The organism is Ornithinimicrobium pratense (assembly GCF_008843165.1).
GTDB lineage: Bacteria > Actinomycetota > Actinomycetes > Actinomycetales > Dermatophilaceae > Ornithinicoccus > Ornithinicoccus pratensis.
In genome coordinates this window covers 2,493,211-2,506,465 of the sequence record NZ_CP044427.1, presented here as the reverse complement: position 1 = coordinate 2,506,465, position 13,255 = coordinate 2,493,211, and the positions used below count along the sequence as shown (strand labels likewise).

At 63.3% G+C, this 13,255-nt stretch carries 10 protein-coding genes; 7 read left to right on the top strand and 3 right to left on the bottom strand.

Features of this window, described 5'->3' with window-relative positions:
* Positions 1-22: 22 nt before the first annotated feature.
* From FY030_RS11465 to FY030_RS11455, 3 genes are read left to right on the top strand one after another with little or no spacing between them, the layout of a single operon-like run.
* A complete protein-coding gene (locus FY030_RS11465; protein ID WP_158061623.1) occupies positions 23-2,587 on the top strand; it encodes an N-6 DNA methylase in 2,565 nt (854 codons plus the stop codon).
* Positions 2,584-5,709, top strand: a complete 3,126-nt coding sequence (locus tag FY030_RS11460) for a type I restriction endonuclease subunit R (protein WP_238348250.1) — start codon at positions 2,584-2,586, stop codon at positions 5,707-5,709. The genes FY030_RS11465 and FY030_RS11460 overlap by 4 nt, the downstream gene beginning before the upstream one ends.
* A gap of 26 nt (positions 5,710-5,735) precedes the next feature.
* Positions 5,736-6,434, top strand: coding sequence for a CBS domain-containing protein (locus tag FY030_RS11455; protein WP_158061622.1), 699 nt, complete (start codon positions 5,736-5,738; stop codon positions 6,432-6,434).
* Between the two features lie 365 nt (positions 6,435-6,799).
* On the opposite strand, the gene FY030_RS11450 is transcribed toward FY030_RS11455, so the two are convergent.
* From FY030_RS11450 to FY030_RS16900, 3 genes are all read right to left on the bottom strand, one after another.
* Positions 6,800-8,314: an IS1634 family transposase gene (locus FY030_RS11450; RefSeq protein WP_192498579.1), complete on the bottom strand. Its 1,515-nt coding sequence runs from the start codon at positions 8,312-8,314 to the stop codon at positions 6,800-6,802.
* A gap of 96 nt (positions 8,315-8,410) precedes the next feature.
* A complete protein-coding gene (locus FY030_RS16905) occupies positions 8,411-8,647 on the bottom strand; it encodes a hypothetical protein (protein WP_337692450.1) in 237 nt (78 codons plus the stop codon).
* 65 nt (positions 8,648-8,712) lie between these two features.
* Positions 8,713-9,624 (bottom strand): hypothetical protein, encoded by a 912-nt coding sequence (locus FY030_RS16900; protein WP_238348249.1) that lies wholly within the window; start codon positions 9,622-9,624, stop codon positions 8,713-8,715.
* A gap of 64 nt (positions 9,625-9,688) precedes the next feature.
* Between FY030_RS16900 and FY030_RS11440 the strand changes: the two genes are divergently transcribed.
* From FY030_RS11440 to FY030_RS11425, 4 genes are all read left to right on the top strand, one after another.
* Entirely contained in the window at positions 9,689-10,555 is an 867-nt protein-coding gene (locus FY030_RS11440) for a hypothetical protein (protein ID WP_158061620.1), read from the top strand.
* Between the two features lie 400 nt (positions 10,556-10,955).
* On the top strand, positions 10,956-11,666 hold the full coding sequence (locus tag FY030_RS11435) for a cysteine hydrolase family protein (protein WP_202879698.1): 711 nt from the start codon (positions 10,956-10,958) through the stop codon (positions 11,664-11,666).
* 240 nt (positions 11,667-11,906) lie between these two features.
* Positions 11,907-12,299 carry a histone-like nucleoid-structuring protein Lsr2 gene (locus FY030_RS11430; protein ID WP_475475130.1) on the top strand — a complete coding sequence of 131 codons (393 nt, stop codon included), beginning with the start codon at positions 11,907-11,909 and terminating at the stop codon, positions 12,297-12,299.
* A gap of 45 nt (positions 12,300-12,344) precedes the next feature.
* Positions 12,345-12,914, top strand: a complete 570-nt coding sequence (locus FY030_RS11425; RefSeq protein ID WP_158061618.1) for an HD domain-containing protein — start codon at positions 12,345-12,347, stop codon at positions 12,912-12,914.
* The last annotated feature ends 341 nt before the right edge of the window (positions 12,915-13,255 follow it).

The window sequence follows — 13,255 nt, the reverse complement described above, 5'->3', positions numbered from 1 at the left end:
GGACCGGGCGTGAGGGAGATGGATGAGCCAACTGGCCAATTTCGTGTGGAGCATTGCCGATCAGCTGAGGGGGGTGTACAAGCCGAACCAGTACGGCAACGTCGTGCTGCCGATGACGATCCTGCGCCGGATGGAGTGTGTGCTGGCCCCGCACCGGGACACAATCCAGAAGCTGGCTGGGATGGCGCAGGGGGAGACGCTGGAGCTGTTGGTGCGTGACCGGACGGGTCTGTCGTTCTACAACACCTCCCCGTACACGCTGGCCAAGATTCTGGAGGAGCCGGAGAACCTGCGGAACAACCTGCGGGCCTACCTGGACGCGTTCTCGGGCAATGTGGCCGACCTGTTCGGCAACTACAAGTTCGACCAGGAGATCGACACCCTGGACACGAACGACCGGCTCTACCTGGTGCTGGACCGCTTCGCCAAGATCGACCTCGGGCCTGAGGCGCTGACGAACGCGCAGATGGGCACGATGTTCGAGGATCTCATCCGCCGCTTCGCTGCGGCGTCGAACGAGACCGCGGGAGAGCACTTCACCCCTCGGGACGCGGTCCGTCTGCTGGTGGACCTGCTCGTGGAACCCGATGGTGATGTGCTGACCGGTTCGGCCGTGCGGACCGTATACGACCCGACCGCGGGCACCGGGGGCATGTTGTCGGTGCTGGATGAACGGCTGACGGAGATGAACCCCAAGGCCCAGGTGGTCATGTACGGGCAGGAGCTGAACGCGCAGTCGTACGCGATCTGCAAGTCCGAACTCATCGGCAAGGGCCAAGACGCCAACAACATCGCGCTGGGCGACACCCTGGCCAACGACCACCACCTGGAACGCACCTTCGACTACGTGCTGTCCAACCCGCCCTACGGGGGCGACTGGAAAGCATCCCAGTCCGCCGTCCTGTCTGAGGCCGAGAACATGGCCGGGGGTGGTCGTTTCCCCGGGGGGCTGCCCGCGATCAGCGACGGGCAGATGCTGTTCCTGCAGGTAGTTTCCTCTAAGCTACGCCCGGCCTCCGAGGGTGGTGGCCGGGCCGGGATCGTCCTTAACGGGTCCCCGCTGTTCACCGGAGGGGCCGAGTCCGGACCGTCGAACATCCGCCGCTGGCTGCTGGAGTCGGACCTGGTCGACGTGATCGTCGCCCTGCCAACCGACATGTTCTACAACACCGGGATCTCCACCTTCATGTGGGTCTTGGACAACGCGAAGTCGGAAGAGCGTCGAGGCAAGGTCCAACTCATCGACGGTCGCGAATTCTTCACTAGGCTTCGGCGAAGCCTCGGCTCAAAAGGCAAGGAGATCGAAGACAGGAGCCGGGAGCGACTTCTGCGGATCTACGCAGCTTTCGACGAGCAGGCAGAGGAGGACGCGCCCTACTCGAAGGTCCTCGCTCCAGAAGATTTTGGCTACCGCGAGATCACCGTTGAGCAGCCGCTGCGTCGGCGGTTTGAGATCACCGACGAGACCCTCTCCAAGATGACGTCGGTGAAGCAGATCCAGAAACTTTCTGAAGAGAACCGTGCCAAGCTCAGTGCCGGATTAGAGACCCTGCGGGGTCGGGTGTGGATGGACCGTCAGGAGTTCCTGTCCGCACTGCGCATGGCGAGCAAAGCCGCAGGGTACGCACTTCCGACACCGATGGTAAAGGTGTTGTGGCAGAGCATTGGCGTGCACGACGATGAGGCGGTGATCTGTACGGACAGGGGAGGCAATTGGGAACCCGACCCTGCCTCGCGGAGCACCGAGATTGTTCCTTTTGAGCGCGACATCGAGAAGTACTTCCGAACCGAAGTTCAGCCGCATGCCCCGGACGCCTGGGTCGATCACAGCAAGACCAAGGTCGGCTACGAAATTCCGTTCACGCGCCTGTTCTACAGTGGCCGGCGACTCCGAGGCGCGGGTGTCGTCAGTGATGAAGCAGCGGACGTTATGGCGCAAATCCAGTCACATCAGAGGACGCTCGAGGAGATTCCAGGCTCGAAACTCAGGGAAACGTTTGCGGCCTCATTCGATGCCCCACTGGCCCCCAATTGGCGTCGTGTCCGGCTCGGTAGCATTCTCAAAGAGAGGCGTGAGGTTGGCAGTGAAGACGACTTTCCAGCACTATCGGTGACTCTTGACGGCGTCATCCCCCAGTTGAGTCACGTGGCGAAAACTGCCGACAGGGATGCTCGGCGTATTGTTCGGGCTGGCGACATCGTCATTAACAGTCGATCTGACAGACGTGGTAGTTCCGGTCTCGCGATCAGGGACGGAAGTGTGTCGATTATCTACACGGTTTTGCGCCCTGTTGGGATCCATCCGCGGTATGCGCATCACTTGATCCGATCGATTCCGTTCCAGGAAGAGTTTTATCGGTGGGGCCACGGTATCGTCGCTGACCTGTGGACTACTAGATACTCCGAAATGGCACGCATTCTCGTGCCGCTCCCCCCGCCCGAAGAGCAAGCCGAGATTGTGAGGCAACTAGATGCGTTGGATGAATTGTCCCGCCTGGCAGCTCGCTACGCGGCACTCGTGTCGGAGCAGGTCCGTGCGCTCTCAGCCGAATTGGTGAATCACGGCACAGGAGAGGTCTCTCCATGATGGCCCAGCACAACGAGATCGTGTTCGAAACCGAACTGTGCCAGTACCTATCAGCCCACGGCTGGCTGTACTCCTCCAGCGATGCCGGGTACGACCGGGCCAGGGCTCTCTTCCCGGAGGACCTGCTGGCGTGGCTGGAGCAGACACAGCCGGAGACGTACGAGTCGATCGTGAAGCCATCGATGTCGGACAGGGAGCAGACGGGGGCGCAGGAGAAGATCCTGGACCGGGTGGCCAAGGTTCTCGACACTCCTTTGACCAACGATGGCGGGACGTTGAACCTCCTGCGTGGTGGGTTCAAGGTCGGCACCTCCAAGCGGCTGGACATGTCCTACCCGCGGCCCGCGACGTCGTTGAACCCTCGGGCTGCAGAGCTGTACGGCATGACGCGGGTGCGGGTGATGCGGCAGGTCCACTTGTCGTCCCGAGGTAACGAGACTGTTGACCTGGTGCTCTTCGTCAACGGGGTTCCGGTGGCCACGGTGGAGCTGAAGACGGACTTCACCCAGAGCGTGCAGGACGCGATGGCCCAATACCGGTCCCGGGACCCGAAGTCGTCCCCGTTGTTCGGGTGGGGCTCCCGTGCCATCGTGCACTTCGCGGTGTCTAACGCCGAGGTGTGGATGACCACCAAGCTGGCAGGGAAGGACACCAGGTTCCTGCCGTTCAACAAGGGCGACCAGGGGCGGGCGGGCAACCCGGTCAACCCGCTCGGGTCGGACACGTCCTACCTGTGGGAGCAGGTGTGGGACAAGGACGCCTGGCTGGACATCATCTTGAGGTTCGCGCACGTCGAGACCTCCACCCAACTGGATGCCCAGGGCCGCCCCCGTAGGTCTTCGGCGTTGATCTTCCCGCGGTACCACCAGTGGGAGGCCGTCACGAAGGTCCTCGCTGATGCCAAGGCGCTTGGGGCGGGGCAGTCGTACCTGATCGAGCATTCGGCAGGGTCTGGCAAGACGCGCACGATCGCTTGGACCGCGCACCGGCTGCTGTCGCTGCATGACGAGAGCGACGAGAAGATCTTCGACTCGGTGATCGTCGTGTCGGACCGGACAGTGCTGAACAGTCAATTGCAAGACGCAGTCAAGGAGATTGAGCGCACGACCGGCACCGTGCTAGCCGTCGACGCCAGCAGCAAGTCGGCTCACGGTGTGACATCCAACTCTGAGTTGGTCCGGCAGGGTCTCCTCGGAGGCCGCAAGATCATCGTCGTCACGCTGCAGACGTTCCCCTGGGTACTCGAACTCTTGGAGGGTGATGTCTCGCTCGCGGGTCGTCGGTTCGCGGTGATCGCCGACGAGGCACACTCATCGCAGACCGGTTCGGCTGCGACTAAGTTGAAGAAGGTGCTGTCCCCGGCCGAGTTGGCTGCCCTGGACGACGGGGCCGAGGTCGACACCGAGACTTTGTTGGCGGCGGAGATGGAGGGCCGCGCCCGTCCGGAGCACATCAGTTTCTTGGCGTTCACCGCGACCCCCAAGGGCAAGACGCTGCAACTGTTCGGCCGTCCTGGGGAGGATCGGGACGAGAAGACGGGGGAGCCAATCCCGGTCTCGTTCCACCTGTACCCGATGCAGCAGGCCATCGAGGAGGGGTTCATCCTCGACGTGCTGCGCAACTTCACCAACTACGACACCGCGTTCGAGCTGGCGGTCAAGGTCGAGAAGAGCGGGCAGGAGCTGGTCGGGCAGGACCCGCAGGTCGAGGAGGTGCTGGTCGACCAGCACGCCGCGACCAAGGGCCTGATCCGGTGGGTCAAGCTGCACCCGACCAACATCGCCCAGAAGGTGCAGATCATCGTCGAGCACTACCGGGCCAACATCGCCCACCTACTCCAGGGCAAGGCCAAGGCCATGGTCGTCACCGACTCCCGCAAGGCCGCTGTCAGGTACAAGGTCGCCATGGACTCCTACATCACCAAGATGGGGTACGAGGGTCTGGCCACCTTGGTCGCTTTCTCCGGAGAGGTCAACGACCCCGAGACCGGACCGGAGAAGTTCACCGAGGCCAACATGAACCCCACCGTGAAGGGCAACCTGACCGCGGCGTTCGCTGGAGACGGCTACCAGGTGATGATCGTGGCGAACAAGTACCAGACCGGGTTCGACCAGCCGTTGCTGTGCGCGATGTACGTGGACCGGCAGCTGTCCGGGGTAACGGCGGTGCAGACCCTGTCCCGGCTGAACCGGACCTTTCCGGGCAAGACTGACACCTACGTCCTGGACTTCGTCAACACCGAGAAGGACATCCTGGACGCGTACAAGCCCTACTACGCCGGAGCCCGCCTGGAGGCGGTCACCGACCCCGACCTCATCCACGACCTCCAGAACAAGCTCGACACCACCGGCATCTACACCGCCGACGAGGTCAACACGGTGGTCGACGCGTGGGTGCACCAGAAGGGAAATAACGCCCTCAGCGGCGGACTGGGGCCAGTCGTGCACCGGTTCAGGTCGGACTACGCCTCGGCGATGCAGGGAGATGACCGGACCCGGCTGGACGAGCTGGACATGTTCCGCAAGGACGTCCGCTCGTTCATCAACCTGTACGACTTCCTCTCCCAGATCGTGGAGTTCGGCGACACCGAACCGTTCCGACGGTCCATCTTCTTCAGGCTGCTCGAGCCGCTGATCCACGTCAGCAATCACACACCGGCCACCGACCTGTCCGGGGTCGACCTGGTCGCGATCAAGCAGAAGCACCAGGGCACCACCGACCTGGCCATCGACGAGACCAAGCCTGTCAGGCCCACCGCCGCCGCAGGGTCAGGCAGCGTGCAGGAGATGAAGAAGGGACCACTGGCCGAGGTGGTTGCCCGCCTCAACGATCTGTTCGGGGATGAGGACTTCACCGTCGAGCAGCAGGAGACCTGGCTTGAAGGGTTGATCCGTACCCTGCTGGAGGACGAGCAGGTCCGGGAGCAGGCAGAGCACAACACTAAGGGACAGTTCCTGGCCAGCCCCACCCTGCGCACAAAGGTCCTGCTCGCGGTGCTGGACAACCAGCAGGCCCACGCCAAGATGAGCGACATCATCCACCAAGGCGGGCGACCAGAGAAGATCCTGGTCGAGATGACCGGAGAACTCGTCCACCACATGGTGAGGGAGGGTGCACAGTGACGACCCCAGGACCCTACGACTTGTTCATGTCTGCGTTCAACGACGTGGAGGCACACCTAAAATTTATGGTTTACGGTGGCAAAGACGTCGGCAGCGTCAGTTTCGCGAAACTTCTCGAGACGTTTAAGACTAAGCGGTCACGGGACATAACCCAGAAGCAGTACGACGACCTCCGAGTACTCGCTCAGGTGCGCAACAGTTTGACCCATGAGCGACAGTTTGACGACCAACGCCTAGCGGTCCCCACCGACACCGCCATCGCCGCGATGCGCCACATCCGAGACCGCCTCCTCGACCCGCCCACCGCCATCACAGTGCTCCGAAGCCAGAGGCCGTTGGTCGTTGAGCCAGGTCTCTCAGTGCGTGCAGCGTTGGACCTGATGTACGAGAACGACTTCTCGCAGTTGCCGGTGTATGACGACGACACCTATAAAGGTCTACTGACCACCAACACCGTCGCCCGGTGGGTAGCCGATCAGATGCGCCAGCACGACGGCCTCCTCGAAGACGCATCGATCGCAACAGCGCTGAGCTTCCAGGAGAACGAGCCTGTCCGGCATGTCCCCAAGAGTGTGACCAGCACCCGAGCCGTGCGCACGTTCGTCGAGGCAGCTGAGCGTGGAAGCCCGCTGGCAGCCCTCATCGTCACCGAGACGGGCAAGTCCCACCAGCGACCCGTGGCTGTCGTGACCCCGGCCGACATTCCCAAGCTGACCGATTCTTAGATCTTGCACCAAGAGGGGGAGTCAGCGATTGACGAGCAAAACCCCTGAAGGCTCGGAGCAACATCGGATTGCTTATCCGATCGGCGACGTCGTGACGACGAAGGAAGCCTCTCCGTCTCACTGTCCTCTCACGGGCGGGTAACCATGAGGTTCAGCAAAGTGAGCTAGGTGTCGAAGGCCTGCAGACCCCCGCGCGGTGTCTGCTTGGTGGTGCTGGTACGCCTACTCCTTGGGCAGCGCCGTACCGCGAGGGGTGGGCGTCCCATCTTAAGGGCGCGTCAGGGATAGACCGTAGGGGAACGTGGCGTCAGCGGTCGCGCAGACTGTCCAGCTTGTCTTGCCAGACCTGAGTTGTGACGCCTTAGTCACACCCCGGGGTTGATGTAGTTCAGCAGTTCGCGGGCCTCGTCGGAGATCTCGGGATCGGCGATGATCTGGTGGCCGCCGACGGTGATGGTGGCTGTGCGCAGCGGACGAAGGGTGTTCAGGATCTTCTTGATCGAGGCGCCGGTGCGTTGCTGGGCCTCGCGGGAGATCGCCAGGGCGGCGAAGACGATGGTCAGGTGCGCCTCGATGGAGTCACGCAGCTGGTGGAAGATCGGGCGGGCGCGCAGGTCGGACTTGACCATCCTGAAAGACCGTTCGACCTGGTAGAGGTCCTGGTAGGCGGCCACGACCGCTGGCCCGTCCATCTGCTCAGCGGCGATGTTGGTGACGTAGCCCTTTAGCCCGGTCATCGACCGGGCCCGTTCGACCAGGTCCCAGTCCACGCCCTTGGTCGCCCCGTCGATCCGCACGAACCGGTCACGCTTGAGGGGGCGTCGACCGGCGGCGACGTCCTCGGCCTTCTTGATCATCGCGTTGATCGCCCGGTCATCGTTCTTGGCCCGCTTGAAGGAGTACTGGTACACCACCCGCCGGGTGCGCCGGTCCTTCCCGGCGCCCATCGCCCGGGTCGTCTCCACGCTCTGTCCGTCGGTGAAGTGGTTGCCCTTCGTGGCGAAGTGGTCGGCCAGGTCATAGGGGGTCTTGGCCGCGCGGGAGCCGACGATGAAGCTGAACCCGGCCTCCTCCAGGGCCAGCAGGTTGGCCGCGGACAGCATCCCGGCGTCGGCGACCACGATCATGTCCTGCACGTCGTGCGCGTCCTGAAACTCGGTGAGCACGGGGATGAGGGTCTTGGTCTCTGCCTTGTTGCCCTCGAACAGGTGCACCGCCAGTGGGAACCCTCCGGGATCGCACAGCAGCCCGACCGTCACCTGAGGATCGACCCGCCGCTCCTTGCTCATCCCGACCTTGCGCAGCCGGTCCTCTTTCGGCGTCTCGAAGTGCAGTGTCGTCAGGTCGTACAGCACCGCGGCCAGGCGCCCGGTCGGGGCGGCGTGGGCATAGCAAGCGGCACCGATCTGCTCCCGGTAGTTGCGCTCGACCACGCGGGACAGGCAGCGCATGAACGTCTCCCTGGTCCGGGAGGGGACACCGATGTCTTCCAGCACCCGCACGGTGTCAGCCTTAGACGTCGGCTCCATGATCCGCGCCAGCACGAGCTGCTTGAACGCCTCATCACCCAGAGCATCGAAGCCCAGGTCGGTGTAGACCCGCTCCAGGGCCTGCCAGAGCACCAGCGAGGATGTGCCGGCGACCGTGGCCTGCATCCCCGTGGCCGCAGCCGGAGTGCTGGGCCCGCCGGGCTCGAGGGGAAGCTGTTCCTGGCCGGCGTGCAACCGCTCGTGCGCGATCGCTTCCAGCAGTGCGAGCTCGGCCTCCGTCCGGGCCGAGCCGATGTGATCGATCCCCAGGACCCGCCGACCGCGCTTGTGCATGATCTGTACTGCTGTCGCGCCCGAGGCGGTCTTCACCTTGCGCACGAACGAGCCCACCGGGTAAGGCTACCCACCACACGCCCCGATTAGTCACACCCTGCAGCGCGAATCCGCAGGTCAGCGACACCTCCACCCGCGGAATCCGGCCCAACGTCACAACTCAGGTCTGACGGCGTTGAGCGGATGGCTGCGTCCTAACCGTGGTTTGGGGCGCTGTCTGAACTCGCTGGCCAGGGCGTCCAGGTAGTCGTTCGCCGACTCGGGGGTGATCAGGTGCAGGCGTCGTGCTCGCATGACCATAGCGCTCGGCGTGACTTTGAACCGGTCCGCCAGCGCTCGGAGGTCCTCCATGCCTGAGACGCCGACCTCGGCCACCGTGTCCGCAGGCATAAGGACTTCTTCCGCGATCCTGTATTCGATGTCCTCGATAAGGTCATCGGTGTGATCGTCGAAAGTCAGGGGGAAAACCTCCCACGAGCAACGAATACCGTCAACAACACCAAGGTAAAAAGTCTGCGCCCGGTAGGTTCCAGTCTGATGTCGCCCTCGCCGCCGGTCAGGAAGATGTAGGGGACCTTCCTGTCCTTGATGCACAGGCCGCTGAATTTCACGTGCACCGGGATCCGCTGAGGCATGAAGTCCTGCTGGCTCTGGGACACCAGCACCTGGTTGTCTTCCAGTCGGCGAACAACGAGCTCCAGCGCAGCCTGCCTCGTCGATATCCGCTGTAGGTCGAGGCTGGAGATGCCCAGAAGTTCGTTGAGGCGTTCGGCAGACCTTCGTGGATCACCGCCACGGCGGCCCGCCAAGCATCCGACCAAGGTGTTCTCGACCAAGGACCGATCCAGTTCTTTCAGGGTCGCCTGCTTGCGCAGCAGGTCTTTCACGACGAGTTCGACGTCCCGTAGCTGCACCTGATTACGGGAGTTCATTGAGAAGGCATCCTTCGTCATGCCCGCGAGCAGCTTCTCCGTCTTGTCTTGAAGCTGCCTCTGCACCACTTCCGGTGGGGCGAAAAATAGGACGTAGGGAATCTGTGCCTTGCGAGCCAGCCGAACCAGATCGTCTAGGTGAATCTGCCCAGTTTTGACAGCCGTCCGATAGGCGGCATACTGGCTGACCCAAGAGTTGTCAAAAAGTGCAGTGAATACCGCTTTGCGGATGCTGACGCTCTCCGTGCCGACCTTCACTGCCACGCCAGACGTCGCATCATGGCTCTCGTCCGTCCCGTCGGGTGTAGCAGTCATGATCTGTGTATAGCAGCCTGCGACGACCGGGTAGGCAAAGTTGCCCATAGTCTTGAGAGGTCTGCGCCATCCAGCGGTGTCTTCGAGGGTCGCCCGGGCGTCGGCCTCGGGGGTGATCAATACAGCCCCTTGGGTAGGTTCGCCGATGCACGGTCTGTGCCCAGGGAGATGACGAGGAGACTAAGTGACGGACACTGCAAGGTCTGTGGCCGCTCATGCACGTCTGCGGCGGAGCTTGGCTCCAGGGGCGTCGTCGAGGGCCGCGGTCGAAGCGCACATCACCGACCTACCGGAGCACGAGCAAGATAAGTTCCGGCCCAAGCTCGACAAGCTCGTGGAGGAACTAGCGGAGCCCGACGAGCAGGTTCTTGGGCTCACAACCGTCCCCCAGTACGGCACCTCCAGCAGTAGCGTCCACAGCCTGGGTCCGCGGGTCTTGGCCAACCCAGCCCTGCTTGTCGCGACCACACGGGCTTGGCTGGTGTGGGACCGGCACGGCAGGTACAGGGCCAAGGTAAGGGAGCAGCAATGGGTTAGTGATCACTCGCTCTTCCCCTACAGATCGCTCTCCGATGGCTACGATCCGGCTGCGACTCTGAACATTCTCGATGCGCAGCGTCTCGCGCAGCAGGCTCCCGCGGCTGCGCCATGCGTACAGGCGAAGGAGCGAGCGACGGGCCGTCGACCGCCTTCACGCGCGATTCATGGTGCCGCCGATGCAGAGGTCTGTGCCCTAGAGTGGATGCACTTCATGGGGCACGCCGATGCAGAACTCCGGCACGCTCGGGGGAGGAGGTACGTGGAGTCCCGGCACGCGCTAGCACAGGCAGTTGCGGACAGGCTGCCGGTGGCCACGCCTGCGCTGAAGCAACTGTTCGAGGACGCTGAGGCCATCGGAAAGGTTCCCCACTTCTTCTCCATGTGCCAGTTCACCTCCGAGGCACTGAAGTGGGGCGACGCCGTTGGAATGTTCTTGTTCACCTTCAACCCTGGCGGCCACGTAGTTGGTCTGAACCGCCGAGCGGTCGCCGTGCTAAAGCGGCTCAGCTAGACACTTAGAGCACCGGCGACAGCACGGCACATTCGGCCGGGCAATGGGTGGTGACGCCACTGGAGGCCGCGGTGGCGGTCTACTTTCTCTGTGCTGCAGCCACGGTGCAGGCGCGTCTCCACGCGCCCACTGCGAGACAAGCGGCCAGAGCGCGGAGACGACGGGGAGGCTGGTCGCTCCAGGTAGTGACGTCGAGGGCGCTGTCAGGACAGTAGGTCCAGCGAGCAGTCAGGTCACCCACCCTCGTTACGGGTGCCATCTGCACTCCGCCCGCGCCGATGCGAGGCGGTCTCGAACGCGCTGGGAGGCTAGCCCTCACGGAGCTTGCGCGCCTACGCGGCTCCAGCGACGACGTCCCCGGGCGTTCTCTGGCCATCCTGTACCCATGGCCTGTTCGGCTGTGACCACGTGGGCTAGCCTCCTGAGAACTGCCACCCCAGGCCAACGCGACAAGGAGTACGCCGTGTCTCTCAAAATCGATTCACTCGACCCGAATACTACGGCTCTGCTGCTCATCGACCTGCAGAACGACTTCGTGGAGCCCGGTGCTCCGTTGGAGACGCCGATGGCGTACCAGAACCTGCCTCGGCTGAAAGAGCTCGTCTCCTTCTGCCGCGATCGCGGCATTCAGCTCATCTATACCCGGCATGCGCACGACGCAGACGGCTCGGACATGGGCTTGTTCGCACAGATCTATCCGGGCTTGGGGGAGGGGGCCGCGCTCATCGAGGGTCAGCGTGGGGCGCAGATCTTCGACGAGCTCGCTCCCCAAGAAGGTGACCTCATGGTCCGGAAGCAGCGTTACAGCGGCTTCTTCCAGACAAACCTGGATCTGACCCTGCGGAGCAACGGCATCAGGGACGTCGCCATAGCGGGTGCCACCTCCGAGGACTGCTGCCTGGCCACCGCGCGAGACGCGATGTACCGCGGCTACCGCGTCGCGTTCCTCTCCGACGCCACGGGCACCTACGACTACCCGGACATCGGGTACGGACCGGTGAAGGCTGAGGATCTGCACCGCACGATCCTGACGGTTGTCGGTGTCACCACGGGCCACGTCATGACCGTCGAGGAGTTCCAGGCGCTCGTCTCTGGTGACAGCCAGCCCTGAAAGCAGCGCGGGCACCTGCAGGATCAGCTTTTTTCCGTGTCGCCTGAAAGGACCCAATCGGGCCGGTAGCAGCACACGACGTGATGTGGTCCGCTGGACACCAAGTCGAAGCGTGTAAACAGGAGCATCTGCAGGCTGTCCGGTACCCGCCAAGACAAGATCTGTACGGCGTTGCGCAGGCGAAGTCGCACGGGGCTCACCGCGGATGTGGGAATGGGCTCTCTCCGCCTTGCAGCCCCCATGCGGTACGTTCAGGGCGCTCATCCCGACACGCAAGGAGAACTACCGGTGGCACAGAGGGTCCAGACCATTCTCGTGGACGACATCGAAGGCACGGACATCACTGATGGTGGCCAGACGGTGCAATTCGCGATCGACGGTGTTTCGTACGAGATCGACCTGAGCGACGAGAACGGGGCCAAGATGCGCGAGACGTTCAAGCTCTACACCGACCATGCCCGCCGGGTTGCACGCCGACGTCAGTCGGCTCCTGCTCGCGGCACCACCACCGCACGCACGGACAAGGCCCAACTGGATGCCATCCGTCGCTGGGCGCGGGACAACGGCCACCAGGTCAGCGATCGCGGTCGTATCAGAAAAGAGATCGTCGATGCGTTCGAAGCGGCCCACTGAATCTATCTCGCCTGACTGAACCACAATCACGGAGGTCACGAACGTATGCCGCTCTCAGAGAAGTTCGACGAAGCCTTGGTCTACGCCCACGAACTGCACCGGGATCAGTCTCGTAAAGGTGGTGAACGCCCCTACATCTCGCATCTGCTCGCCGTCTCCTCACTCGTGCTCGAGGGCGGGGGCGACGAGGAACAGGCCATCGCCGGCCTCTTGCACGATGCCCTGGAGGATCAGGGCGACAAGACCTCCTATGCGGAGCTGGAGGATCGCTTCGGGTCACGTGTGGCAGGTATCGTCCGCGCGTGCAGCGACACCGAGGTCCTACCGAAGCCCCCGTGGCGCGAACGTAAGCAGGCCTACCTGGACAGCCTCCAGCACGAAGGGGCCGACGTGCTCCTCGTGTCTGCCGCGGACAAGTTGCACAACGCCAGGGCGACCTTGACCGACACCCTCTACTCGGAGACCGATGTCTGGTCCCGGTTCAAGGCCGGACGGACCGAGCAGGAGTGGTACTACCGGGCTCTGGTGGAGGTCTTCGAGGAACGTCTTCCGCACAACCCCGTCGTGCGCGAACTGAGCCGCACCGTCGACGCCCTCTTCAGCGAGCCGCGCTAACGCCCTCTACCTGGGCGTGCCTGGGTAGGCGAATGCTTGCATGACAGGCCTTGGATCGGATGTCATCTCCGATCCTGGCCCGCTGACCAGCACCGATGGGAGCTTCTCTCACCGTAGACCGGCTGGATCTCACCGCACGAGTGCTGGCCTGGTTCGCGACCCAGTGAGAGGTCGGGGCCGAGGCGCACAGCTCTATCGGTGCGACTACGTCTGCCTGCCACGTTGCCGTCATGATAGGTACGACCTGTGGGGCAACGCCGCCGAAAGGACCGCCTTCGACGAGCTGGGCACACCAGTTCCTGCTCCGGTAGCAGATTCCACCGAGAAGGACGTGCCAGAGC

Excerpts from the sequence above, each read along its gene's own strand:
- FY030_RS11465 (WP_158061623.1), top strand. The coding sequence starts at position 23 with ATGAGCCAACTGGCCAATTTCGTGTGGAGCATTGCCGATCAGCTGAGG.
- FY030_RS11460 (WP_238348250.1), top strand. The coding sequence starts at position 2,584 with ATGATGGCCCAGCACAACGAGATCGTGTTCGAAACCGAACTGTGCCAG.
- FY030_RS11455 (WP_158061622.1), top strand. The coding sequence starts at position 5,736 with ATGTCTGCGTTCAACGACGTGGAGGCACACCTAAAATTTATGGTTTAC.
- FY030_RS16905 (WP_337692450.1), bottom strand. The coding sequence starts at position 8,647 with ATGCCTGCGGACACGGTGGCCGAGGTCGGCGTCTCAGGCATGGAGGAC.
- FY030_RS11430 (WP_475475130.1), top strand. The coding sequence starts at position 11,907 with ATGCGGTACGTTCAGGGCGCTCATCCCGACACGCAAGGAGAACTACCG.
- FY030_RS11425 (WP_158061618.1), top strand. The coding sequence starts at position 12,345 with ATGCCGCTCTCAGAGAAGTTCGACGAAGCCTTGGTCTACGCCCACGAA.